21 protein-coding genes and 1 tRNA gene are annotated in these 25,016 nt (G+C 73.8%); 18 read left to right on the forward strand and 4 right to left on the reverse strand.

The window, feature by feature from the left end; genetic code table 11:
• The first annotated feature begins 142 nt into the window (after positions 1 to 142).
• From AB0K92_RS14285 to AB0K92_RS14365, 17 genes are all read left to right on the forward strand, one after another.
• A complete protein-coding gene (locus AB0K92_RS14285) occupies positions 143 to 1,666 on the forward strand; it encodes a sugar ABC transporter ATP-binding protein (RefSeq protein ID WP_365922603.1) in 1,524 nt (507 codons plus the stop codon).
• Complete coding sequence (locus AB0K92_RS14290; RefSeq protein ID WP_166003218.1) at positions 1,663 to 2,682, forward strand: ABC transporter permease; 1,020 nt, start codon at positions 1,663 to 1,665, stop codon at positions 2,680 to 2,682. The genes AB0K92_RS14285 and AB0K92_RS14290 overlap by 4 nt, the downstream gene beginning before the upstream one ends.
• Positions 2,683 to 2,699: 17 nt before the next feature.
• A complete protein-coding gene (locus AB0K92_RS14295) occupies positions 2,700 to 3,740 on the forward strand; it encodes a substrate-binding domain-containing protein (RefSeq protein ID WP_166003219.1) in 1,041 nt (346 codons plus the stop codon).
• A gap of 592 nt (positions 3,741 to 4,332) precedes the next feature.
• On the forward strand, positions 4,333 to 5,481 hold the full coding sequence (locus tag AB0K92_RS14300) for a Gfo/Idh/MocA family oxidoreductase (protein WP_365922716.1): 1,149 nt from the start codon (positions 4,333 to 4,335) through the stop codon (positions 5,479 to 5,481).
• Positions 5,482 to 5,494: 13 nt separating this feature from the next.
• Positions 5,495 to 6,493 (forward strand): sugar phosphate isomerase/epimerase family protein, encoded by a 999-nt coding sequence (locus AB0K92_RS14305; RefSeq protein WP_365922606.1) that lies wholly within the window; start codon positions 5,495 to 5,497, stop codon positions 6,491 to 6,493.
• Positions 6,494 to 6,638: 145 nt separating this feature from the next.
• A complete protein-coding gene (locus tag AB0K92_RS14310) occupies positions 6,639 to 9,170 on the forward strand; it encodes a PQQ-dependent sugar dehydrogenase (RefSeq protein WP_365922608.1) in 2,532 nt (843 codons plus the stop codon).
• Between the two features lie 12 nt (positions 9,171 to 9,182).
• A complete protein-coding gene (locus AB0K92_RS14315) occupies positions 9,183 to 10,583 on the forward strand; it encodes a ThuA domain-containing protein (RefSeq protein WP_365922610.1) in 1,401 nt (466 codons plus the stop codon).
• Positions 10,584 to 10,681: 98 nt separating this feature from the next.
• A complete protein-coding gene (locus AB0K92_RS14320; protein WP_365922612.1) occupies positions 10,682 to 12,001 on the forward strand; it encodes an inositol-3-phosphate synthase in 1,320 nt (439 codons plus the stop codon).
• Positions 11,998 to 13,449, forward strand: a complete 1,452-nt coding sequence (locus AB0K92_RS14325; RefSeq protein WP_365922614.1) for an SCO3242 family prenyltransferase — start codon at positions 11,998 to 12,000, stop codon at positions 13,447 to 13,449. The genes AB0K92_RS14320 and AB0K92_RS14325 overlap by 4 nt, the downstream gene beginning before the upstream one ends.
• Positions 13,446 to 14,339 (forward strand): sugar phosphate isomerase/epimerase family protein, encoded by an 894-nt coding sequence (locus AB0K92_RS14330; RefSeq protein WP_365922616.1) that lies wholly within the window; start codon positions 13,446 to 13,448, stop codon positions 14,337 to 14,339. Before AB0K92_RS14325 ends, AB0K92_RS14330 begins: the two co-directional genes overlap by 4 nt.
• Positions 14,336 to 15,067 (forward strand): EboA domain-containing protein, encoded by a 732-nt coding sequence (locus AB0K92_RS14335; protein WP_365922618.1) that lies wholly within the window; start codon positions 14,336 to 14,338, stop codon positions 15,065 to 15,067. The genes AB0K92_RS14330 and AB0K92_RS14335 overlap by 4 nt, the downstream gene beginning before the upstream one ends.
• Positions 15,067 to 15,915 (forward strand): TatD family hydrolase, encoded by an 849-nt coding sequence (locus AB0K92_RS14340; protein ID WP_365922620.1) that lies wholly within the window; start codon positions 15,067 to 15,069, stop codon positions 15,913 to 15,915. The genes AB0K92_RS14335 and AB0K92_RS14340 overlap by 1 nt, the downstream gene beginning before the upstream one ends.
• 3 nt (positions 15,916 to 15,918) lie before the next feature.
• Positions 15,919 to 17,088: a metabolite traffic protein EboE gene (gene eboE / locus AB0K92_RS14345; RefSeq protein ID WP_365922622.1), complete on the forward strand. Its 1,170-nt coding sequence runs from the start codon at positions 15,919 to 15,921 to the stop codon at positions 17,086 to 17,088.
• Positions 17,085 to 18,479, forward strand: a complete 1,395-nt coding sequence (locus tag AB0K92_RS14350; protein ID WP_365922624.1) for a nucleotide pyrophosphatase/phosphodiesterase family protein — start codon at positions 17,085 to 17,087, stop codon at positions 18,477 to 18,479. The genes eboE and AB0K92_RS14350 overlap by 4 nt, the downstream gene beginning before the upstream one ends.
• A gap of 60 nt (positions 18,480 to 18,539) precedes the next feature.
• Positions 18,540 to 19,589, forward strand: a complete 1,050-nt coding sequence (locus AB0K92_RS14355; protein ID WP_365922626.1) for a sugar phosphate isomerase/epimerase — start codon at positions 18,540 to 18,542, stop codon at positions 19,587 to 19,589.
• A 194-nt stretch (positions 19,590 to 19,783) separates the two neighbouring features.
• Positions 19,784 to 19,868: transfer RNA gene (locus AB0K92_RS14360), tRNA-Leu, on the forward strand.
• A 257-nt stretch (positions 19,869 to 20,125) separates the two neighbouring features.
• On the forward strand, positions 20,126 to 20,590 hold the full coding sequence (locus AB0K92_RS14365) for a MarR family transcriptional regulator (protein WP_365922628.1): 465 nt from the start codon (positions 20,126 to 20,128) through the stop codon (positions 20,588 to 20,590).
• A gap of 138 nt (positions 20,591 to 20,728) precedes the next feature.
• Here AB0K92_RS14365 and AB0K92_RS14370 read toward each other — a convergent pair whose 3' ends face one another.
• From AB0K92_RS14370 to AB0K92_RS14380, 3 genes are read right to left on the reverse strand one after another with little or no spacing between them, the layout of a single operon-like run.
• Positions 20,729 to 21,409 (reverse strand): DUF3618 domain-containing protein, encoded by a 681-nt coding sequence (locus AB0K92_RS14370; RefSeq protein ID WP_365922630.1) that lies wholly within the window; start codon positions 21,407 to 21,409, stop codon positions 20,729 to 20,731.
• Complete coding sequence (locus tag AB0K92_RS14375; protein WP_365922632.1) at positions 21,385 to 21,792, reverse strand: phage holin family protein; 408 nt, start codon at positions 21,790 to 21,792, stop codon at positions 21,385 to 21,387. Before AB0K92_RS14375 ends, AB0K92_RS14370 begins: the two co-directional genes overlap by 25 nt.
• Position 21,793: 1 nt before the next feature.
• Positions 21,794 to 22,468, reverse strand: a complete 675-nt coding sequence (locus AB0K92_RS14380) for a hypothetical protein (RefSeq protein WP_365922634.1) — start codon at positions 22,466 to 22,468, stop codon at positions 21,794 to 21,796.
• Between the two features lie 172 nt (positions 22,469 to 22,640).
• Between AB0K92_RS14380 and AB0K92_RS14385 the strand changes: the two genes are divergently transcribed.
• A complete protein-coding gene (locus AB0K92_RS14385) occupies positions 22,641 to 23,567 on the forward strand; it encodes a universal stress protein (RefSeq protein ID WP_365922636.1) in 927 nt (308 codons plus the stop codon).
• 131 nt (positions 23,568 to 23,698) lie between these two features.
• On the opposite strand, the gene AB0K92_RS14390 is transcribed toward AB0K92_RS14385, so the two are convergent.
• Positions 23,699 to 24,757: a helix-turn-helix domain-containing protein gene (locus tag AB0K92_RS14390; protein WP_365922638.1), complete on the reverse strand. Its 1,059-nt coding sequence runs from the start codon at positions 24,755 to 24,757 to the stop codon at positions 23,699 to 23,701.
• Positions 24,758 to 25,016 lie beyond the last annotated feature (259 nt).

Genomic DNA, 25,016 nt, shown 5'->3' on the forward strand with positions numbered 1-25,016 from the left:
CGAGTTCGACCGCGTCAGTTCGGCACACACACCCGGCTCAGCGCTCCGCCCTGCCCTGCCCTGTTCCGCCCAGACCTTCCCCCCCCCCGCTCCACCCTCGCCCTGAACCGGCCCGCACCCACGCCCGCCGAGGGGAACCCACATGGCACCAGAACCACCGCTGCTCAGCATGTCCGGCATCACCAAGTCGTTCCCCGGAGTCCGCGCCCTGGACGGTGTCGACCTCGACGTCCAGGCCGGTGAAGTGCACTGTCTGCTCGGCCAGAACGGGGCCGGCAAGTCCACCCTCATCAAGGTCCTCGCCGGCGCCCACCAGCCCGACGACGGCACCATCCGCTGGCGCGGCGAGCCGGTCACCCTGCGCTCCCCGGTCGCCGCCATGCGCCTCGGCATCGCCACCATCTACCAGGAACTCGACCTGGTGGAACACCTGTCGGTGGCCGAGAACGTCCACCTCGGCCACGAACCCACGGCCGCCGGCTTCGTCGTACGGCGCGGAGCGGCCCGCGCCTCGACGGCCGCGCTGCTCAAGCGGCTCGGGCACCCCGAGATCGATCCGGCGCGCCTGGTGGGGGAGTTGTCGGCGGCGCAGCAGCAGATCGTCTCCATGGCGCGGGCGCTCTCCCACGACGTACGGCTGATCGTGATGGACGAGCCGTCCGCCGCGCTCGATCCGGACGAGGTCGACAACCTGTTCCGGATCGTCGGCGACCTCACCGCCGACGGCGTCGCGGTCGTCTACATCTCGCACCGGCTGGAGGAGATCCGCCGGATCGGCGACCGGGTGACCGTGCTGAAGGACGGGCGGGCGGTGGCGGGCGGGCTGCCCGCGAAGACGACGCCGACGCGCGACGTCGTGGCCCTGATGACCGGCCGGAACGTGGAGTACGTCTTCCCCGAGCGGCCGGCCGCGCCGGCACCGGGGACGCGGCGCCCCGTGCTGGAAGTGCGGGGACTGGCGCGCAAGGGCGAGTTCGCGCCGCTGGACCTCACGGTGCACGCGGGCGAGATCGTGGGGCTGGCCGGGCTGGTCGGGTCGGGACGGTCCGAGATCCTGGAGACGGTGTACGGCGCGCGCAAGCCGACGGCCGGTCAGGTCCTGGTCGGCGGGCGGCCGTTGAGGACCGGCAGCGTACGGGCCGCCGTCCGCGCCGGCCTCGGCCTGGCCCCCGAGGAACGCAAGGCGCAGGCCCTGCTGATGCTGGAGTCCGTCACCCGCAACGTCTCCGTCTCCTCGCTGTCCCGCTTCTCCCGCGGCGGCTGGATCGACCGGGGCGCCGAACTCGGTGCCGCCCGGGCCGCGACCCGCGAGCTGTCGCTGCGGCCCGACAACCCCGCCGTCCCCGTGCGCACCCTCTCCGGCGGCAACCAGCAGAAGGCCGTCCTGGCGCGCTGGCTGCTGCGCGGCTGCAAGGTGCTGCTGCTCGACGAGCCCACCCGCGGTGTCGACGTCGGCGCCCGCGCCGAGCTGTACGCGGTGGTCCGCCGGCTGGCGGACGAAGGCCTCGCCGTGCTCCTCGTCTCCAGCGAGGTGCCCGAGGTGCTGGGCCTCGCCGACCGTGTGCTGGTGCTGCGCGAGGGCCGCGTCGTCCACACCGCGCCGGCCGGCGAACTCGACGAACACCGCGTACTCGACCTCGTGATGGAAGGAAGCCCGGCGTCATGACGCAGCCCGTCTCCCCGCCGCGGGGCGCCACCGACAAGGCGCCGCCGGCCGACCCCCGCCCCGCCTGGAGCACCCTGGTGTTCCGCGCCGACGTCCGCACCCTGTCCCTGCTGGGTGTGCTGGCCGCGCTCGTCGTCATCGGCGGCATCACCAAGCCCGACGAGTTCCTGGACACCCGCAACCTCCAGCTCGTCCTCACCCAGGCCTCGGTCATCGGTGTCGTCACCGTCGGCATGACCTTCGTGATCACCTCCGGCGGCATCGACCTCTCCGTCGGCGCGATCGTCGCCCTCGCCTCGGTGTGGGCGACGACGGTCGCCACCCAGGAGTACGGCTTCGCAGGCATCCTGTTCACCGCGGTCCTCGTCGGCGTCGGCTGCGGACTGGTCAACGGACTGCTGATCGCCTACGGCGGGATGGTCCCGTTCATCGCCACGCTCGCCATGCTGGCGTCCGCCCGCGGCCTGGCCCTGCAGATCACCGACGGCAAGACGCAGATCGTCACCGTCGACGGCATCCTCGACCTCGGCGAACGCGACGCGTACGTCCTCGGCGTCCCGCCGCTCGTCCTGGTCTTCGCCGCCGTCACGGTCATCGGCTGGCTGGTGCTGAACCGCACCACCTTCGGCCGCCGCACCGTCGCCGTCGGCGGCAACGCGGAGGCCGCCCGGCTCGCCGGCATCGACGTCCGCCGCCAGCGCCTCTACCTCTACCTGCTGTCCGGGCTGTGCTGCGGCATCGCCGCCTTCCTGCTGATCGTCCTGTCCGGCTCCGGCCAGAACACCAACGGCAACCTCTACGAACTCGACGCCATCGCCGCCGCGATCATCGGCGGCACCCTGCTCAGCGGCGGCCGCGGCACCATCACCGGCTCCGTGCTCGGCGTCCTGATCTTCACCACGATCACCAACATCTTCGCCCTGAACAACCTGCAGAGCGACGTCCAGCAGATCGCCAAGGGCGCGATCATCGTCGCCGCCGTGCTGGTCCAGCGCCGTACCGCAAGCACGACCTGAGGAAAGGGTTCACCACCATGTCGCACCTCCCCAGTCGCAGAGGACTGCTCTTCGGGACCGCCGCCGTCTCCGCCGGTGCCCTCCTCGCAGGTTGCACGAGTAACGAGAAGGACGACGACAAGCCCGCCGCGAACGACCAGCCGGCCGCCGACGACAAGCCGGGCAAACAGGTCACCATCGGCTTCGCCGGACCGCAGGCCGACCACGGCTGGCTCAACGCGATCAACGAGAATGCCAAGAGCCGCGCCGAGAAGTACCAGGACGTCACCCTGGAGATCACCGAGGGCTCCAACGACACCGCCCAGCAGATCGGGCAGATCGAGACCCTGATCAACAAGAAGGTCGACGTCCTGGTCGTCCTGCCCGCCGACGGCAAGGCCCTCACCCAGGTCGGCCTGAAGGCGATGCGCGCCGGCATCCCCGTCGTCAACCTCGACCGCATCTTCAACACCCCGCAGGCCTACCGCTGCTGGATCGGCGGCGACAACTACGGCATGGGCCTGAACGCCGGCCACTACATCGGCGAGAAGCTCAAGGACAAGCCGGACGCCCGCGTCATCGAACTCGCCGGACTGGACAACCTGGAACTGACCAAGCAGCGCACCCAGGGCTTCGACGACGCCCTCAAGAACTACCCCAACATCAAAAAGGTCGCCCGCCAGGCCGCCGAGTTCACCGTCGAGTCCGGGCAGGCCAAGATGGCGCAACTGCTCCAGGCCCAGTCCCGGTTCGACGCCCTGTGGAACCACGACGACGACCAGGGCGTGGGCGCGCTGCGCGCCATCGAACAGGCCGGACGCGACGACTTCCTGATGGTCGGCGGAGCCGGTGCGCTCTCCGCCTTCCAGGCCATCAAGCAGGACGACGGCGTCCTCAAGGCGACCGTCCTCTACCCGCCCACCATGGCCGCGTCCGCGATCGACCTCGCCCGCGCCCTCGGCCAGGGCAAGGGCGTCGGCGGTCTCGCCGAGTTCGAGATCCCGGCGTCCCTCACCCTCTACTCGGCCGTGGTCGACAAGACCAACGTCGACCAGTACATGCCCACCGGCTTCGAGTGAGGCGTCCTGCCGCACCCCCCACCGCGCACGGCCCGGGCCGCCCCGGCGGCCCACTGACGAGGAGGACATCTGCATGGAAGAGCCGGAGCAGTCCGCGGCACCGGAACGGTCCGTGACGCCGGATCGGTCCGCGGCACCGGACCGGCCCGCGGACCCGGAGCGGTCGGTGACACCGGAGCAGTCCGCGGCATCCGAGCGGCCCGCGACGGCGGAGCCGTCCGTGGCGGCCGGGCAGACCGTGGTGGCCGGGCAGACTGTGGCGGCCGGGCCGTCTGCGGCGGTACCGGGGCAGTTCGTGGTGGCCGGGCAGCCCGTGGCACCGGGGCAGTCCCTGACGTCGGAGCAATCCATCGCACCGGAGCAATCCGTCGCACCGGAGCAGCTAATCGCACCGGAGCAGCCCATCGCACCGGAGCAGTCCGCGGCACCGCTGCCGACCGCGGCGGCGGAGCGGCCCGCAACGGCAGAGCGACCCGTCGCGGCGGAGTCACCCGCCACGGCGGAGTCACCCGCCACGGCGGAGCGACCCGTCACGGCGGAGCGGCCCGCCGCACCGCCGCCGGGAACGGGCAAGCCCCCGCTGCGCATCGGCATGGTCGGCTACGCCTTCATGGGCGCCGCCCACTCCCAGGGCTGGCGCACCGCGGGCCGTGTCTTCGACCTGCCCCGGCGCCCGGTGCTGGCCGCCATCTGCGGGCGGGACGCGGACGCCGTGCGCGCGGCGGCCGACCGGCACGGCTGGGCCGCCGCCGAGACCGACTGGCGGGCGCTGATCGCCCGCGACGACGTCGACCTCGTCGACATCTGCACCCCCGGCGACAGCCACGCCGAGATCGCGCTCGCCGCCCTCGCCGCCGGCAAGCACGTCCTGTGCGAGAAGCCCCTAGCGAACACCGTCGAGGAGGCCGAGGCGATGACCGAGGCCGCCGAAACCGCCTATCGCAACGGCCAGTTGGCGATGGTCGGGTTCAACTACCGCCGCGTCCCCGCCACCGCGCTCGCCCGCCGGATGGTCGCCGAAGGCCGCCTCGGCACCCTGCGGCACGTACGGGTGGCGTACCTCCAGGACTGGCTGGTCGACCCCCAGTTCCCGCTCACCTGGCGGCTGCGCAAGGAACAGGCCGGCTCCGGCTCGCTCGGCGACCTCGGCGCGCACATCGTCGACCTCGCCCAGTACCTGGCGGGAGAGCCGCTGGCGGGGGTGTCCGCCCTGACCGAGACCTTCGTACGGCAGCGGCCGCTGCCCGGCGGGCCGACGAGCGGTCTCGCCGCCGTCTCCGCGAACGGCACCGGGACCGTCACCGTCGACGACGCCGCCCTGTTCACCGGCCGCTTCGCCTCCGGGGCTCTCGCCTCCTTCGAGGCCACCCGCTACGCCACCGGCCGCAAGAACGCCCTGCGTCTCGAACTCAACGGCGAACGCGGCTCGCTCGCCTTCGACCTGGAGCGGCTGAACGAGCTGTGGTACCACGACGCCACCGAGCCCGGCACGCACGCGGGCTTCCGCCGCATCCTCGTCACCGAGCCCGAGCACCCCTACCTGGACGCCTGGTGGCCGCCCGGCCACGGACTCGGCTACGAGCACACCTTCGTCCACCAGGCCCGTGACCTGGTGCACGCCGTCGCCGAGGGCCGTCGCCCCGAACCCTCCTTCGCCGACGGGCTCCAGGTGCAGCGCGTCCTCGCCGCGGTGGAGGAGAGCGCCCAGAAGAACTCCGTCTACACGCCGATCGCCGCCTGAGGGGACACGCCGTATGCCGCGCAGGTTCACGCTCTTCACCGGTCAGTGGGCCGACCTCCCGCTGGAGGAGGTCTGCCGCCTCGCCCGCGACTTCGGCTACGACGGCCTCGAACTCGCCTGCTGGGGCGACCACTTCGAGGTCGACCGGGCGCTCGCCGACCCCGCCTACGTCGCCTCCCGGCACGAGCTGCTCGACAAGTACGGCCTGAAGTGCTGGGCGATCTCCAACCACCTCGTCGGCCAGGCCGTCTGCGACGCCATCATCGACCAGCGCCACCAGGCGATCCTGCCGTCCGCCATCTGGGGCGACGGCGACCCCGAAGGCGTGCGGCAGCGGGCGGCGGCCCGGATGAAGGACACCGCGCGGGCCGCCGCCGCCCTCGGCGTCGACACCGTTATCGGCTTCACCGGGTCGGCGATCTGGCACCTGGTCGCCATGTTCCCGCCCGCGCCCGAGTCGATGATCGAGCGCGGCTACGAGGACTTCGCCGAGCGCTGGAACCCGATCCTCGACGTCTTCGACGCCGAGGGCGTGCGGTTCGCGCACGAGGTCCACCCCAGCGAGATCGCCTACGACTACTGGACGACCGTACGCGCGCTGGACGCCGTCGACCGCCGGCCCGCCTTCGGCCTCAACTTCGACCCCTCCCACTTCGTCTGGCAGGACCTCGACCCGGTCGGCTTCCTGTGGGACTTCCGCGACCGCATCTATCACGTCGACTGCAAGGAGGCCCGCAAGCGCCTCGACGGCCGCAACGGCCGCCTCGGGTCCCATCTGCCGTGGGGCGACCCGCGGCGCGGCTGGGACTTCGTTTCGGCCGGACACGGTGACGTGCCGTGGGAGGACGTCTTCCGGATGCTGCGGTCCATCGACTATCAAGGACCGGTCTCCGTCGAGTGGGAGGACGCGGGCATGGACCGGCTCCAGGGCGCGCCGGAGGCGCTGACCCGCCTCAAGGCGTACGACTTCGAGCCGCCGTCGGCCTCCTTCGACGCGGCGTTCGGCAACTGAACCGCCCCGGTGCCGGCCGGCGGCCCCACCGCCGGCCCGCACCGGACCCGCACGGCACCGCACCGCACCGCACGACTCTCCGGGATGACGGCGCATCCCGGCGCAGGCACCCGCCCGTACAACCCGCCCCTTTCTGGAGGCATTCGTGCACGGGAACGACCGGAACCACCCCACGACCGGCACCGGAAGAACCGACACCCCCGGGCGACCGCGCCAGGCCCTGCGCAGAGCCGTCGCCCTGCTCGGCGGGGCGCTGCTGGCCGGCGCCTCCCTCACCTTCGTGGCGCCCCAGGCCGGCGCGGCCGTGCCCGGCCGGGACGCCGCCGACGGCCGGAGCGCCGTGGCCGCAGAGGACTTCCAGCAGGTCACCCTGGCCAAGGGCGAGGCGGAGGTGGGCGAGCCCATGTCGCTCGCCGTCCTCCCGGACCGCTCCGTCCTGCACACCTCGCGCGACGGCGAACTGCGCCTGACCGACGCCGCGGGCAACACCAGACTCGCCGGGAAGATCGACGTCTACAGCCACGACGAGGAGGGCCTCCAGGGCGTCGGCGTCGACCCCGGCTTCGCGGAGAACCGTTTCATCTACCTCTACTACGCGCCCCCGCTGAACACCCCCGCGGGCGACGCGCCCGAGACCGGCACCGCCGCCGACTTCGCCCCCTTCGACGGCGTCAACCGCCTCTCCCGCTTCGTGCTGCGGACGGACGGCACCCTCGACACCGCCAGCGAGAAGAAGATCCTCGACGTCCCGGCCAGCCGCGGCATCTGCTGCCACGTCGGCGGCGACATCGACTTCGACGCCGCCGGCAACCTGTACCTGTCGACGGGCGACGACTCCAACCCGTTCCAGTCGGACGGCTTCACCCCGATCGACGAGCGCGCGAACCGCAACCCCGCCTTCGACGCCCAGCGCACCTCCGGCAACACCAACGACCTGCGCGGCAAGATCCTGCGCATCAAGGTGAACGCCGACGGCTCCTACTCCGTCCCCGATGGCAACCTCTTCCCGCCCGGCACCGACAGGACGCGGCCCGAGATCTACGCGATGGGCTTCCGCAACCCGTTCCGCTTCAGCGTCGACAAGGAGACCGGCATCCTCTACGTCGGCGACTACGGCCCCGACGCCGGCGCCGCCGACCCGGCCCGCGGCCCGGCCGGCCAGGTCGAGTTCGCCCGCGTCACCGGCCCCGGCAACTTCGGCTGGCCGTACTGCACCGGCGACAACGACGCCTACGTCGACTACGACTTCGCCACGAAGACCTCGGGCGCGCCCTTCGACTGCGCCGCCCCGAGGAACACCTCGCCGAACAACACCGGCCTGACCGAGCTGCCCCCGGCCCAGCCCGCCTGGATCCCGTACGACGGCGGCTCACTGCCCGAGTTCGGCAGCGGCTCCGAGTCCCCGATGGGCGGCCCGGTCTACCGCTACGACCCGGCGCTCGACTCGCCGGTGAAGTTCCCCGAGGCGTACGACGGCGACTTCTTCGCCGGGGAGTTCGGGCGGCGCTGGATCAAGCGGATCGAGCACGGCGGCGACGGCACGGTGCAGGCGATCTCCGACATCCCGTGGACCGGCACCCAGGTCATGGACATGGCCTTCGGCCCGGACGGCGCGCTGTACGTCCTCGACTACGGCACCGCCTGGTTCGGCGGTGACGAGCACTCGGCCCTGTACCGCATCGAGAACGCCACCGACGGCCACTCCCCGGTCGCCCAGGCGAGCGCGAGCCGCACCTCCGGCAAGGCCCCGCTGTGGGTCCGGTTCTCCTCCGAGGGCTCCACCGACCAGGACGGCGACGCCCTGACCTACCGCTGGGACTTCGGCGACGGCACCAGCTCCACCCAGCCGAACCCCGCCCACCGCTACCGCAAGAACGGCACCTACACGGCGACCGTGACCGCCACGGACCCCTCGGGCCGCACCGGCAGCGCCAGTGTGCGGATCGTCGTCGGCAACACCGCGCCCACCGTGGTGCTGGAGACACCGCGCGACGGACAGCTGTTCAGCTTCGGTGACGCCATCCCGTTCAAGGTGAGGGTCACCGATCCCGAGGACGGCACCGCGATCGACTGCGCCAAGGTCAAGGTCACCTTCATCCTCGGCCACGACTCCCACGGCCACCCGCTGACCTCGGCCAACGGCTGCACCGGCACCCTGCAGACCAGCGCCGACGGCGGCCACGACGAGGACGCCAACATCTTCGGCGTGATCGACGCCGAGTACACCGACGGCGGAGGCGGCGGCCAGGCCCCGCTCACCACCCACGACCAGAACGTCGCCCAGCCCAAGCACCGCCAGGCCGAGCACTTCGGCAACGGCTCCGGCGTCTCGGTCATCACCAAGGACACCGCGCACGGCGGCCGCACCGTCGGCAACGTCCACAACGGCGACTGGATCTCCTTCACGCCGTACCTCCTGAACAATGCCAAGAGCATCACCGCGCGCGTCTCCTCCGGTGGCGCGGGCGGCACCCTGGAGATCCGCGCGGGCTCCTCCACCGGCACCCTCCTCGGCAAGGCCACCGTCCCGGTGACCGGCGGCTGGGACGTCTTCCAGGACGTCAGCGCCGGCCTCTCCCGCGCCCCGCGCGGCACCACCACCCTGTACCTGGTCTTCAAGGGCAGCGGCACCGGCGCGCTGTTCGACGTCGACGACTTCACCTTCACCACCGGCTGAGAGGAGGCCGCGATGCGATCCACCGCACGACTGACCACCGCGGTCACCGCGGCGGCGCTGCTGCTCGGCGGCCTCGCCGCGCAGCCGGCGCTCTCGGCCGCGGAGGGCGCGCACGACGGCAAGCGCGTACTGGTCTTCTCCAAGACGGCCGGCTTCCGCCACGACTCCATCCCCGAGGGCGTCGCCACCGTGCGCGCGCTCGGCGAGCGGGGCGGCTTCACGGTCGACGCCACCGAGGACGCGGCCGCGTTCACCCCGGCCAACCTGCGCCGCTACGACGCGGTCGTGTTCCTCTCCACGACCGGCGACGTCCTGAACGCCACCCAGCAGTCCGCCTTCGAGGGGTTCATCCGCCGCGGCGGAGGTTACGTCGGCATCCACGCGGCCGCCGACACCGAGTACGACTGGGCGTTCTACGGCGGACTCGCCGGCGCCTACTTCCGGTCGCACCCGGCGATCCAGCCGGCCGACGTCCACGTCGAGGACCGCGCCCACCCGGCGACCTCCGGGCTGGCCCGCACCTGGCACCGCACCGACGAGTGGTACGACTACCGCTCCAACCCGCGCGAGCGCGCCCATGTCCTCGCCTCGCTCGACGAGTCCTCGTACACCGGCGGCACCATGCACGGCGACCACCCGATCGCCTGGTGCCAGACCTACCAGGGCGGCCGCGCCTTCTACACCGGCGGCGGCCACACCGAGGAGTCCTTCGCCGAACCCGCCTTCCGCGAGCACCTGCTCGGCGGGATCCGGTACGCCATCGGCGACGCCCAGGCCGACTGCCGCCCGGAGAACGGCTACCGTCCGCTCTTCGACGGCACCCAGGCCTCGCTGGACGGCTGGCGCCAGGCCGGCCCCGGCTCCTTCACCCTCTCCGACGACGGCACGCTCACCTCGTCCGGCGGCATGGGGATGCTCTGGTACGCCGCGTCCGGCTTCTCCGCCTACTCGCTGAAGCTGGACTGGCGCATGGCCGGCGACGACAACTCCGGGGTGTTCGTCGGCTTCCCGCCGTCGGACGACCCCTGGTCGGCGGTGAACCAGGGCTACGAGATCCAGATCGACGCCACCGACGTACCGGAGAAGACCACCGGTTCCGTCTACGGCTTCCGCTCCGCCGACCTGAGGAAACGCGACCGCGCGCTCAACCCGCCGGGGGAGTGGAACACGTACGAGATCCGCGTGGAGGGCGAACGCCTCCGCGTCTGGCTCAACGGCGTGAAGATCAACGATTTCACCAGCACGGACCCGGCGCGGAGCCTTCGGGACGGACACATCGGCATCCAGAACCACGGAGCCGAGGACCAGGTGTCCTTCCGCGACATCCGGATCAAGGAACTGCCCGCGACCGCCTCCCGGGACCTCCAGGGCTCCCAGGGCTCCCAGGGCTCCCAGGGCTCGCAGGGCGACTGAACGGCGGCGGGCGGGGGACGCCGGACCCCTGCCCGCCGTCCTCCGCCACCGCTACGGGGACGACATCCGGCCACATCGTGGGCACAAGGAGGCCGCTCATGTCCGCGTCCGTTTCCCGGCCACGCGTCGGCGTCTGGCTGATCGGGGCCCGCGGGTCCGTCGCCACCACCGTCGTCGCCGGCTGCGCCGCCGTCACGGCGGGACTGCACCCACCCACCGGCATGGTCACCGAGACCCCGCCCTTCGCGGACTGCGGGCTGCCACCCCTGTCCTCCCTCGTCTTCGGCGGCCACGACGTCGTCGACTGCCCCCTGCCCAAACGCGCCGAGGCGCTCGCCGCGGGCGGCGTCCTGCCGCCCGGCCTGCCGGCCGCCGTCGCCGCCGAACTCGCCGCCGCCGACCGGGAGATCCGGCCCGGCGGTCCGGCCCCGGGCGGCGCCGGCGACACCCGTGACGCGGAGGACCTGATCACCGTCTTCACCTCCGACATACGGGACTTCATACGGCGGCACGGGCTGCAGCGGGCCGTCGTGGTGAACGTGGCCTCGACGGAACCCGCGCCGGCCGGCGAGGAGCTGCCGGCCAGCTCCCTGTACGCGGCGGCGGCCCTGCGCGCCGGCTGCCCCTACGTCAACTTCACCCCCTCCACAGGCCTGCACCACCCGGCGCTGGCCGCGGAGACGGCCGCCTCCGGACTGCCGTACGCGGGCCGCGACGGCAAGACCGGGCAGACGCTGCTGCGCTCCGTGCTGGGCCCGATGTTCGCCCAGCGGGCGCTCACCGTACGCGCCTGGTCCGGCACCAACCTGCTGGGCGGCGGGGACGGCGCCGCCCTCGCCGACCCGGCCGCCGCCGCGGCGAAGAACGCCGGCAAGGAACGCGTCCTCGCCGACACCCTCGGCACCGTCCCCGAGGGCGAGATCCACATCGACGACGTGCCCGCCCTCGGTGACTGGAAGACCGCCTGGGACCACATCGCCTTCGACGGCTTCCTCGGCACCCGCATGATCCTCCAGACCATCTGGCAGGGCTGCGACTCCGCCCTCGCCGCGCCCCTCGTCCTCGACCTGGCCCGCCTCCTCGCCCGCGCCCACGAGCAGGGCCTTGCCGGCCCCCTCGCCGAACTGGCCTTCTACTTCAAGGACCCGGTGGGCAACGCCCCGTCGTCCCTCGGCGAGCAGTACACGGTCCTGCTGGACCTCGCGGAACGGCTACGGGGCGAGGGGCGGCCGCAGCCGCCCGAGGCGGAGCCGTTCGGAGCCACGGGGGCGGAGGCGGAGGCCGCCGGGACGACGGCGGAGCGTTCCGGGGCCGCCGGGGCGGGGCGTCGTCACGCTGCGACGGCGGAGCGTTCCGGGGCCGCCGGGGCGCAGGCTCCCGGCGTCGCCCGGGCCGAGTCGTCCGGGGAGCGCCGATGAGTGAGCGACACGTCGACGGGCAGGGACCGTCGGGCGAGACCGGCGGCGGGGCGCTGCGCGACGGGACCGGCCGCCGCACAGGCAGGCTCGCGCACCACGTGTCCGGCGGTGCCGGCCGCACCACCGCCCCGCTCCTCACCGGCACAGGCGGTGCCCCGGAGGCCTCCGACGCCCGCGACGCCCCCGACGTCTCCGACACGGGGGCCGCCCGGGCCGTGCGGGCCGCGCGGCGCGGTGGCCGGGACGGGGCCCGCGCCTGGGCGGAACTGCTGCGTCTGCCCGCCCTGTTCACCGTCCCCGGCGACGCCCTCGCGGGCGCCGCGGCGACGGGGACGCGTCCCGACACCCGCACACTGCTCGCCATCGGTTCCTCCCTCTGCCTGTACGAGGCCGGCATGGCCCTCAACGACTGGGCGGACCGCGCGGAGGACGCCCGGGACCGCCCGCACCGGCCGCTGCCCTCGGGCCGGGTCCGCCCGGTGGCGGCCCTGACCGCGGCCTGTGCGCTGACCGGCGCGGGGCTCGCCCTCGCCGCCCGCGCAGGGCGCCCCGCGCTGGCCGTCGCCGCACCCCTCGCGGCCACCGTCTGGTCGTACGACCTCGGCCTGAAGCACACCCCGGCCGGGCCGGCCGCCATGGCCGCCGCCCGCGGCCTCGACCTGCTCCTGGGTGCCGCGGCCGGCGGCGGTCGCACCCGTGCCGCCCTCCCGTCCGCGGCGCTGCTGGCCGGCCACACCCTCGCGGTGACGACGGTGTCCCGCCGGGAGGCGCAGGGCGGCTCGTCCGCCGGCCCGCTGGCCGCGCTCGCCGCCTCCGCCCTGCTGACCGGCCTGCTGACCCGCCGGCCCGCCCCACCGGAGTCCCGGCAGACCGCCGAGCCCCGGCAGGCGGTGGCGCTCCGGCAGGCCGTCGAGTCGTGGCAGGCCGCCGCGTCCCGGCAGACCACCGCATCCCGGCAGGCCGCCGAGCCCCGGCAGATCGCCGCCCTGCTGACCGGCCCGCTGACCCGCCGGCCCGCCCCACCGGAGTCCCAGCAGACCGTCACGTCGTGGCAGGCCGCCGAGTCCCGGCAGATCGCCGCCCTGCTGACCGGTCTGCTGACCCGCCGGCCCGCCCCACCACTGTCCCGGCAGGCCGCCGAGTCGTGGCAGACCGCCGCATCCCGGCGGACCACCGCACCCCGGCCGGCCGCCGAGTCCCGGCAGACCTCCGCCCTGCGGACCGCCCTCGGCGCCGCGTACGCCGCCACCGTCGCCCGCCCCTACCTGCACGCCGCCCTCAACCCCTCACCCCCGCTCACCCAGCGGGCCGTCGGCGGCGGCATCCGCGCCACCATCCCGCTGCAGGCCGCGCTGTGCGCCCGCGCCGGAGCCCGCGTCACCGCCCTGGCCGTCGCCGCCCTCGCCCCGATCGGCCGGGCCTGCGCGAGGAAGGTGAGCATCACATGACCACCCGCCCCGCCGCCGCCGGCACCCGCTCCCCCCTCCGCTTCGGCTACGGCACCAACGGCCTCGCCGACCTGCGCCTCGACGACGCCCTCGCCCTGCTCGCCGACCTCGGCTACGACGGCGTCGGACTGACCCTCGACCACATGCACCTCGACCCGTACGCACCCCTCCTCTCCGCCCGCACCCGCCGCGTCGCCCGCCGTCTGCACGCGCTCGGCCTGTCCGTCACCGTGGAGACCGGCGCCCGCTACGTCCTCGACCCGCGCCGCAAGCACGGCCCCTCCCTGCTGGACCCGGACCCGCGGGACCGGGCCCGCCGCGCCGACCTGCTGCTGCGCGCCGTGCGGATCGCCGCCGACCTCGGCGCCCACGCCGTGCACTGTTTCAGCGGCATCACCCCCGCCGGGACGGACCCGGACACGGCGTGGAAACGCCTCGCCGACAGCCTCGCCCCCGTCCTGGACGCCGCCGCCACCGCCGGCGTCCCCCTCGCCGTCGAACCCGAACCGGGCCACCTCCTCGCCACCCTCGCCGACTTCCACCACCTGCGCCGCCTCCTCGGCGACCCCGGACCCCTCGGGCTCACCCTGGACATCGGCCACTGCCAGTGCCTCGAACCGCTCCCGCCCGCCGACTGCGTCCGCGCCGCCGCCCCCTGGCTGCGCCACGTCCAGATCGAGGACATGCGGCGCGGAGTCCACGAGCACCTGCCGTTCGGCGACGGCGAGATCGACTTCCCGCCGGTCCTCGCGGCCCTGGCCGCCACCGGCTACCAGGGACTCACCGTCGTCGAACTGCCCCGCCACTCCCACGCGGGCCCGCACCACGCCGAGCGGTCCCTGCCCTTCCTCCGTCACGCGGCGCCGACCCCACAAGGGAGCACCCCATGACCCACGCACAGCCCGACCCGGGCGGCCCCACGCCGGGCGGCCCGGTACCGGGCGTCACCCTCGCCCGCGCCCCGCTGGACGACCTCCGCGCCCGCCTCGACGCCGAACTGTCCGGAGCCGCCCGCGCCTGGCTCGACCAGGCGCTCGCCGAGGCCACCGCCCACCCCGGCGCCCACGGTCCGATCTCGGTGTGGGAGCTGCGGCTCGCCGAGGCCGGCCGCCGCTGCGGCGCCGCCCACGCCGACGCCGCCCGCGTCCTCGTCCTGCACGCCGCCCGCGCCGACCCGGCCGCGCTGCGCCGCGTCTACGCCCAGGGCACCGCCGCCGAACGCCGCGCCGTCCTGCACGCCCTGCCCCACCTGGTGCCCGGCCCGGACGCCCTGCCGCTCGTCGAGGACGCCCTGCGCACCAACGACACCAGCCTGCTCGCCGCCGCCGTAGGCCCGTACGCCGCCCGCCACCTCGACCCGCACACCTGGCGCCACGCCGTCCTGAAGTGCCTGTTCACCGGCGTGCCCGTCGACGCGGTGGCCGGCTTGGCGGAGCGCGCCCGCGGCGACGCCGAACTGGCCCGCATGCTCGGCGACTACGCCGCCGAACGCACCGCCGCCGGCCGCCCCGTCCCCGAGGACCTGCACCGCGTACTGGCCCTGACCGAACCCGGCACCGAGAGCGCGCCCCCGCCCCCGTCGCACGGACCGGACGTCCCCCACGGCAAGGAGTCCTGATGCGCATCTTCGACCCCCACATCCACATGACCTCCCGCACCACCGACGACTACGAGGCCATGTACGCGGCCGGTGTCCGCGCCGTCGTCGAACCCTCCTTCTGGCTCGGCCAGCCCCGCACCTCGCCCGCCACCTTCTTCGACTACTTCGACTCCCTCCTCGGCTGGGAACCCTTCCGCGCCGCCCAGTACGGCATCGCCCACCACTGCACCATCGCGCTCAACCCGAAGGAGGCGAACGACCCGCGCTGCCGTCCCGTCCTCGACGAACTGCCCCGCTATCTCGTCAAGGACCAGGTCGTCGCCGTCGGCGAGATCGGCTACGACTCCATGACCCCCGCCGAGGACACCGCGCTCGCCGCCCAGCTCCAGCTCGCCGCCGACCACGGCCTGCCCGCCCTGGTGCACACCCCGCACCGCGACAAACTCGCCGGTCTGCGCCGCACCCTCGACCTGGTCCGCGAATCCGCCCTCCCGCCGGAGCGGGTGCTGCTGGACCACCTCAACGAGACCACCGTCAAGGAGGCCAAGGACAGCGGCTGCTGGCTCGGCTTCTCGGTCTACCCCGACACCAAGATGGACGAGGAACGGATGGTCGCCCTGCTGCGCGCCCACGGCCTCGACCAGGTCCTGGTGAACTCCGCCGCCGACTGGGGCAGAAGCGATCCGCTGAAGACCCGCAAGGTCGGCGACCTGATGCTCGCCGAGGGCTTCACCGAGGACGACGTCGACCGGGTGCTGTGGCGCAACCCCGTCGCCTTCTACGGCCTCAGCGGCCGGCTCACCCTCGACGTCGCCGCCACCGACGCCACCCACGAGGGCAACTCCATCCTGCGCGGCGGGGAGTGAGCGATGCGCTTCCGCCACCCCGACGGCTCCGTCGTCCACCTCGCCTACTGCACCAACGTCCACCCCGCGGAAACCCTCGACGGAGTCCTCGCCCAGCTGCGCGACCACTGCGAACCGGTGCGCCGCCGCCTCGGCCGCGACCGCCTCGGCATCGGCCTGTGGCTCGCCCGGGACGCCGCCCGCGCCCTCGTCGCCGACCCGTCCGCGCTGCGCGCCCTGCGCACCGAACTCGACCGGCGCGGCCTGGAGGTCGTCACCCTCAACGGCTTCCCCTACGAAGGGTTCGGCGCCGAGGAGGTCAAGTACCGCGTCTACCGCCCCGACTGGGCCGACCCGGAACGTCTCGACCACACCACCGCCCTCGCCCGCGTCCTCGCCGGGCTGCTCCCCGACGACGTCACCGAGGGCAGCATCTCCACCCTGCCGCTCGCCTGGCGCACCGCCGCCGACGAGGAACGCGCCGCGGCCGCCCGCACCGCCCTGGCCACCCTCGGCGAACGCCTCGACGCCCTCGCCGAACTGACCGGCCGCTCCCTGCGCGTCGGCCTCGAACCCGAGCCCGGCTGCGTCGTCGAGACCACCGGCGACGCCCTCGCCCCGCTGGCCGCCATCGCCCACCCCCGCATCGGGATCTGTGTCGACACCTGCCACCTCGCCACCTCCTTCGAAGACCCGGACACCGCCCTCGACGCCCTCACCGACGCCGGTGTCCCCGTCGTCAAATCCCAGCTCTCCGCCGCCCTGCACGCCGAACACCCCCACCTCCCCGAGGTCCGCGACGCCCTCGCCGCCTTCGACGAACCCCGCTTCCTGCACCAGACCCGCACCCCCACCGCGGCCGGCCTGCGCGGCACCGACGACCTCGGCGAGGCCCTGCGCGGCGACACCCTCCCGGACGGCGCACCCTGGCGGTCCCACTTCCACGTCCCGCTGCACGCGGCCCCCGCCGCGCCCCTCACCTCCACCCTCCCCGTCCTCAAGGCCGCCTTGGCCCGGCTCGTCGGCGGCCCGCACCCGCTCACCCGCCACCTGGAGGTCGAGACCTACACCTGGCAGGCCCTCCCGCCCGAACTGCGCCCCCACACCCGCGGCCGGCTCGCCGACGGCATCGCCGCCGAACTCGCCCTCGCCCGCGACCTCCTCACCGACCTCGGCCTGAAGGAGCTGCCGTGACCGCCCACACCCCGGCGCGCCCCACCCCGCTCCTCGTCCTCGACGTCGTCGGCCTCACCCCCCGACTCCTCGACCACATGCCGCACCTCAAGGCCCTCGCCCGGTCCGGCTCCCACGCCCCGCTCGGCACCGTCCTGCCCGCCGTCACCTGCGCCGCCCAGTCCACCTTCCTCACCGGCACCATGCCGGCCGAGCACGGCATCGTCGGCAACGGCTGGTACTTCCGCGAACTCGGCGAGGTGCTGCTGTGGCGCCAGCACAACGGTCTGGTCGCGGGCGACAAGCTCTGGGACGCCGCCCGCCGCGCCCACCCCGGCTACACCGTCGCCAACATCTGCTGGTGGTACGCCATGGGCGCCGACACCGACGTCACCGTCACCCCCCGTCCGGTCTACTACGCCGACGGCCGCAAGGAGCCCGACTGCTACACCCGCCCCGCCGGCCTGCACGACGAACTCACCCGCAACTTCGGCACCTTCCCCCTCTTCCAGTTCTGGGGCCCCGGCGCCGGCCTCGTCTCCAGCCGCTGGATCATCGACGCCACCCGGTACATCCAGCGCACCCGCCGCCCCGACCTGACCCTGTGCTACCTCCCTCACCTCGACTACGACCTCCAGCGCTTCGGCCCCGAGGACCCCCGCTCCCTGCGGGCCGCCGCCGACCTGGACACCGCGCTCGGCCCGCTGCTGGACGACGCCCGCGCCGAGGGCCGCACCGTCGTCGCCCTCTCCGAGTACGGCATCACCCGCGTGTCCCGGCCCGTCGACATCAACCGGGCACTGCGCCGCGCCGGACTGCTGGAGGTGCACACCCAGGACGGCATGGAATACCTCGACCCGATGGCGTCCCGCGCCTTCGCCGTCGCCGACCACCAGATCGCCCACGTCTACGTCCGCCGCCCCGAGGACCTGGCGGCGACCCGCGCCGCGCTCGACGGCCTGCCCGGCATCGACCTGCTCCTCGACGACGAGGGCAAGAAGACCCACCACCTCGGCCATCCGCGCTCCGGTGAACTCGTCGCCGTGGCCGAGCCGGACGCCTGGTTCACGTACTACTACTGGCTCGACGACGCCCGCGCGCCCGACTTCGCGCGCCTCGTCGAGATCCACCGCAAACCCGGCTACGACCCGGTCGAACTCTTCATGGATCCCCTCGACCCCTACGTCAAGGTGAAGGCGGCGACGGCCCTCGCCCGCAAGAAGCTGGGCCTGCGCTACCGCATGGCGGTCGTGCCTCTGGACCCCTCACCCATTCGGGGCAGCCACGGCCGCCTCCCGGCGAGCGACGACGACGGTCCGCTCCTCATCTGCTCCACCCCCCGCGCTGTCGGCGACCGCGTCGCGGCCACCGACGTGAAAGCACTCCTGCTCCGGCTGGCCGGTCTGTCCTGACCTGTCACCAGTGAAGCACCCACCACTGACAACGGCCCCCGACCCCAAGGAGTTCCAGGCATGAGCCGCTTCTCCCAGCCCGACCCCGAACTCACCCACCGCCTCACCAGACGAGGCATGCTCGGTGTCGCCGCCGGCGCCACCGCCGCCGGCCTGCTCGGCGCGGCGTCCGCCCCCGCGGCCGCCGCCGGCAACACCACGGCCGGCACCGCGAGCGCGCCCGGCCGGGGCCGCCCCGTCCTGCCGCCCGGCCGGCTCGGCATCCAGCTGTACAGCCTGCGCGACAAGGTCTCCACGCTCGGCTTCGGCCCCGTCTTCGCCGAACTGGAGAAGTACGGCTACGACGAGGTGGAATTCGCCGGATACACCCAGGGCTCCGCGGGCGCCATCACCCTCGCCCAGCTCAAGCGCCTGGCCCGGAACCACGGCCTCAACCCCATCGGCAGCCACGTCAACTATCACTCCAGCGACCCCAACGCCTACACCTTCGCCACCAACCTCACCAAGGTCCTCGACGACGCCCAGGCACTGGGCCTGAGGCACATCGGCACGGCGTCCAACCCGTTCCGCTACGGCTCGACCGTCGACGCCTGGAAGCGCGCCGCCGAGGACTTCAACACCTACGGCGCGGCGGCGAGGGCGCGCGGCATGAAGTTCTACCAGCACAACCACTCCGAGGAGTTCTCCTTCGCCACCGACAAGCCGCACGTCCGCCTCTACGACGTGCTGCTCGCCGAGACCGACCCCGACCTGGTCTACCTGGAGATGGACATCTACTGGGCGTACGTCGGCCAGTTCCGCTTCTCCAAGCGGCCCGACGGCACACCCGCCCCCTTCGACCCCCTCGACTACGTCCTGAGGCAGCCCCACCGCTACCCCCTGTTCCACGTGAAGGACGGGGTCAGCGACCCGACCACCGAGCACGGCTACCGCATGGTCGACGTCGGTGACGGGGACATCGACTACCGGCGGTTCCTGTCGGCCGTCACCCGGCTGCGCGGCGAGCGCTTCGCCCACCACTGGCAGGCCGAGCACGACAACCCGGCCGAGTCCTTCGCCTTCGCCCGCAAGTCCAGCGAGCACCTGCACTCGCTGCGGGAGAAGTGCTGACCGCATTCGCACCCGCACCTGGCACCATCGAGTGACAGCGCCGTCGCAAGCGGTGACGGTCCCCTTCCGGGTGTCCGCCCGCCGCCCCCTGTCTCCCCGGCCTGCGAATACGCAGGTGAAAGGCACTCCGAAACCTTGGTATTGTTGTCCCTGTCGCCGCGGGGGGAACACCCCGGCAGGGCGGCAGACACCTGGTCCGGGTGGCGGAATGGCAGACGCGCTAGCTTGAGGTGCTAGTGCCCTTTATCGGGCGTGGGGGTTCAAGTCCCCCCTCGGACACAGATCACGAGTGGTGGTCGGGAGCGATCCCGGCCACCATTTCTGTGTTCCGCGACCTGTTCACCGCTCGGCGATCTTCCCGCCCGGTGCCACGGCGCCCCGGTGTCCTTCACCCGAGTGGCTGACCCGGTGATCAACGCTCTCAGGCCGAAAGACCAGGTCACATCGGTTTCGAACGGATTGACGAGGAGCGCTCCGCGGGTGGTGCACCGCCAGGCGGGTAGAGGCCCGGCCTGACGCCGAGGAAGGAGCGGAGCATGTCCACAGACCGTGAGGCTGCCCATGCCATGGCGGTGGTCGAGCCAGTGGTCGAATCCGTTGTCGAGTTGTGGCACCGCGCTCGCCGGGATGTCGCACCCACCGTCTCCGAGCAGCAATTGCGTGCGCTGGCCGCGCTCTCGGAGAGCGCCTGCGCTCTCTCTTCCGACACACTCGCGGACTGTCTGGGCATCAGCCGGTCGTCGGTGACCCGGCTGTGCCACCGGCTGGAGGCGCGCGGCCTGGTGCGCCGTACTCCGGCGGGGCGCCACGTCGAGGTGGCCCTCACCGGGGCGGGGCGAACCCTTCTGGAGGCGACGCGCCAGCGTCGCCGTCAGCTGCTGGAGCAGGCACTCTGGGTCAGCCCGTCCCCCGAGCAGCGCATTCTGCGGGACGCGCTCGGCCTCGTGTGCGGGTTCGTGGGGGCCAAGGCATGGGTGCCTCGGCCACGCAAACCCGTCTGACCGGCGCCACCGCCGGGGCCCGCCGCACCGGCCGCGGTCCGCCACACCGAACGCGGTCCGCCGACCGACAGCGGCCCGCCCCACCGAAGGGGGCCCGCGCACCGGCAGACGCAGCCGGTGCGGCGGGCCGCTGAGCGTTCAGGCCGAGGCGGGGGGCTGCCGACGGGCCTCGTCGGCCACCTGCCCGCCGGACTGCCTGGCCTGCTCGGAGACGTGTCCGGTCTGTTCCCGCGCTTCCTCCTTGGTGGTGCGGGCGGCCTCCGTCGCGGTGTCCTTCACTTCCTGAGCGGCCTGCCTGGCGGTCTCGGCGGCGTCGTCCTTGAGGTGCTGCGCGGACTCCATCACCGCCTGCTTGGCCGGCTCCAAGGCCTGACCGGCCTGCTCGGTGAGCTGGGCGGCCGCCTGTTCCTCCGCTTGCGTGGTCGGCAGGAGCGAGGCGGCCAGCAGACCGGCGCCGAAGGCGATCAGTCCGGCCGCGAGCGGATTGCCCTGGGTCTGCCGGACGGCCTGCTCAGGGGCGCTGCCGACGGCCTCACCGACCTGCCCGGCGGTCCGGCGCACGGTGTCCGCCGCCTGGCCGGCGCTCTCCTGCACCGACGCGGCGGCCTGCTGCGTACGCCCCTGGACCGCGCCCGCGGTCCCGGAGGCGGAGCCCATGACCCGCTCGCGCATTCCGGAGACCGCGCCGCGGACCCGATGGGTGCGGCGGCGCATCACGCGCGCGGGGCTGGTGCGGTCGGCCAACCGGTCGACGTTCTGCGACAGTCGGCCACGGGTCGCTTCGATCTCGGCCCTCACTTGGTCGGGTGACGTGCCCATCGGGCGTCCTCCTTCAGGGTCTCCACGGTCTGCTGCGGTTTCGGCGACACCTCTCGCATCCGGGAGCGGCCCATGACGAACAGCACCGCTCCGATTCCCGCCCACAGAGCGGTGACGATGAGGGCCGCCCAGGCGGCGTCCATCACGTTGGCCAGGCCGAACACGGCCGCGAGCGAGGCGAACAGGGCGACCATGTACCCGGCGAAGCCCGCCCCGCCGAACATGCCGCCCACCTTCCCCGCTTTGGTGGCCTCCTGGCGTATCTCCACCTTGGCCAGCTCGATCTCCTGCCGCAGGAGTGTCTGTACGTCCGAGGTGACCTCGGACAACAGCTCTCCCACCGAGCGGTCCTGGCCGCGTGGCTCGGGTGTGAACGACGGCATGTCACACCCCCGGGTAGACCGGCGGCACCGGCGGCACCGGCGGCGCGGCGCCCTCCGGCAGTTGCGGTGGTGGTGGCGGCGGTGGCGTGGCGGTGCCCGCCATGGACGGCTGCGTGGCGGCGCCCGCCATGGACGGCTGCGTGGCGTCGCCCGCCATGGACGGCTGCTGCTGTGCGGACCGGGCCTTGCCGCCGGCCTTGCCCATCCTGCCGACGGCCAGGCCCGCCAGCGCCGCACCCGCCAGGAACGCGCCCGGCCGCCGGCGAGCGAAGCCCTTCAGGTTCTCGGTCATGCCGGCCACCCCGTGCTGGTCCAGGTACTCGGCGGCGCGGTGACCTCCGTCCGCCACCTGCGTCACGAGACTGCGGGCCGGGGACTCGCCGGGCGCGTTGTCCGCCAGAGCGGCCAGATCGTCCGCCCACTGCCGTACCGTGCCCGCCGCGCGCCGCGCCTGCTCCTCCATCTCCTGGGTCACGCGTTCCCGCAGGTCGGACACCGCGCTCTCGGTCTGCCGGCGGGCCTCTCCGGTCACCGTTCTGGCCTGCTCCAGCGCTGTGCTCCCGACCTGGCCGGCGGCCTGGCCCGCCTGGCCGGTCACGGCCGAGGCCTGTTCCTTCGCCGTCTGTCCGGCCCGCTGGACACGCTCGGGACCGCCGTCCGTCGGTTCAGCAGTCATCGCTTCCTCCCTGCTGCGCGCGTACACCGTTCCGGGCCTTCGCCGCCCTGTACGCGCCGGTATGGATGTGGCAGTTGGTGCGCTTTGCCGCGTATCCGGACGTACGCCAATGAAACGGGCAAATGGCAGCGACCGTGGATCGCTGTCGGAGGGACATTGAGGAGGTCCCTGTGTGACGAAGGCGGTGGGGGCCATGGAACGGCGGCCCTTGGTCGTGGGCGTCGACGGCTCGGAGCCCGGTCTGCTGGCGGTGGACTGGGCCGCCGACGAGGCGGTCCGGCACGGTCTGGCGCTGCGGATCGTCCACGCGTCGCTGTGGGAGCGGTACGAGGCCGACGCGTTCCAGGACGCCCTGGGAGGTGATCCGGAGCCGGTCACCGAGCACGATCTCGCCGAGGCCATCCTGGCGCAGGCCGCGGAGCGGGCCAGGCGGCGCGCCTCCATGCTGGAGATCAGCACCGATCTGGTGCCGCAGGACGCCGCGTCGGCGCTGCTGCGGGAGGCCGCCGGCGCCACCGCCGTCGTGACCGGGTCGAGGGGCCGGGGACCGATCCGGGAGCTGCTGCTCGGCTCGGTCGGCCTGTCCCTGGCGGCCCGCGCCACCTGCCCGGTCGTCGTGGTACGCGGCAGCCTGCGCAATCAGGACGTGGCGAACGGCCGCGTCGTCCTGGGCGTCGGCGGTCCGGCCACCGGTCCGGCGGCGGCGCGGTTCGCGCTGCGCGAGGCCGCGGTGCGCCACAGCGTGCTGGAGGTCGTACGGGTCTGGCACCGGCCGGCCCACCGGGCCGCCGGGCACCCGCTGCTGCGCGGAGAGCCGGCTCATCACCTGGAGGAAGAGGCCTCGGCGCTGGTCGACGAGACCCTGCGTGCCGTGGGGGACCTGCCGGACGGGCTCTCCCGCCCCGACGTGCGGCGCCTGGTGACCGACGGGTCCACCCGCCAGGTGCTGCTCGCCCGCTCCGCCGCGGCCGACCTCCTGGTCGTCGGGGCCCACCGCCGTCACGGGCATCTCGGGCCGCAGCTCGGGGTGGTGGGGCACACGCTGCTGCATCACGCCGACTGCCCGGTGGCGGTGGTCCCGCACCAGGACCAGAAGTGACGTCGCCCTCGCACCGCCGCGTCGCCCTCGCGCCGCCGCGTCGCCCTCGCACCGCCGCGTCGCCCTCGCGCCGCCGCGTCGCCCTCGCGCCGCCGCGTCGCCCTCGCGCCGTCCCGTCGCGACCGCACGCGTCACAGGCTCTGCGCGGGCCAGTCCAGCAGGCGGGCGCCGATGACGGCGGTGTGGAGGGTGTAGCGGCGGGCGGGGTCGGTGGGGTTCACGCCGGTGAGCTGGTGGATGCGTTCCAGCCGGTACGTCAGGGCGCGCACGCTCAGGGAGAGCCGCCGGGCCGCCTCGGCGGCGACGCAGCCGCAGTCGAAGTAGGCGACGAGGGTGTCGAGGAGCGGCTGGGCGCCGTTGCGGGCGGTGGTGAGCGGGCCGAGGGTGCCCTGGACCAGGTCGGCCATGGCCTGGCGGTCACGGGTGAGGACGGGATAGACGAGCATGTCGGCCGCGCGCAGCACGGGCTCGTCGAGGTGGAGGCGGTCCGCGAGTTCCAGTGTGTTGAGCGCCTCCTCGTAGGAGTGGACGACGCCGCCCGGACCGGGCTGGGGGCGCCCGATCGCGACCCGGCCGCCGCCGGTCGCGGCGTGCGCCTGCCGGGCGAAGTGGGTCAGGATCTCCGGCTGGTCGCCGGGGGCGACGCACAGGAGCCGGCCGCCCTTCGTGGTCAGCAGGAAGTCGCGGTCGCCGAAGCGGAGGATGAGCGCCTGCTCCACCTGCCGGGGGACCGGGGCGCCCTCCTCGTACCCGCCGGAGCCCTCGGCGACGGCCACGGCGTGGGCGCGGGAGAGCCGCAGCCCGAAGCGTTCCGCGCGCTCGGCGAGGCGGCCCAGGTCGGAGCGGCCGTAGAGGAGGTCGTCGATGAACTCGCGGCGGGCGGCCTCCTCCTGCCGTACGGCGAGCCGCTGGGCCCGCTCGTAGCCCGCGGCGACCGCGTCGATCGCCTGCTCGACGGCGGCGAGCACGCTGTCGGCGGTGCCGGGGGTGTGGGGCCAGGCGGTGCGGGTGGCGGCGAGATACGCGCCGACCAGGGCGCGCAGGCCCAGTCCGGCGTCGGCGGCCCGCTCGCCGAGGACCCGGCGGGACTCCAGCTCGTCGCGGGTCAGGCGGCGGCCCGTGGCGGACACCTCGGCCAGGATGCGGGCGTAGCCGTCGAGGTACGGCTCCGGTGGTGCGGGTTCCGCCACGCGTACCCCCTTCCAGACGTCCGGCGGTATCCGGCGGATCTTGACGACTTCCTGACAGTGCCAGGCACGCAGACCTTAGAGAACTCTGCCGGGACTCGGCAATGCGCCGGCCCGCGCCGCCGGTGCACCATGGCCGCGGGGAGCACAACGGATCGCTCCGGTGCCGGTGACCGGCAGTACGCCGGGAACCGGCACCGGGCGTGAGGCGCGCCCCTCAAGGCGTGCCCCGTCAAGGCGTGCCCCGTCGAGCGCGCCGCGT

This window comes from Streptomyces sp. NPDC052687 (assembly GCF_040678395.1).
Taxonomy (GTDB): Bacteria; Actinomycetota; Actinomycetes; order Streptomycetales; family Streptomycetaceae; genus Streptomyces.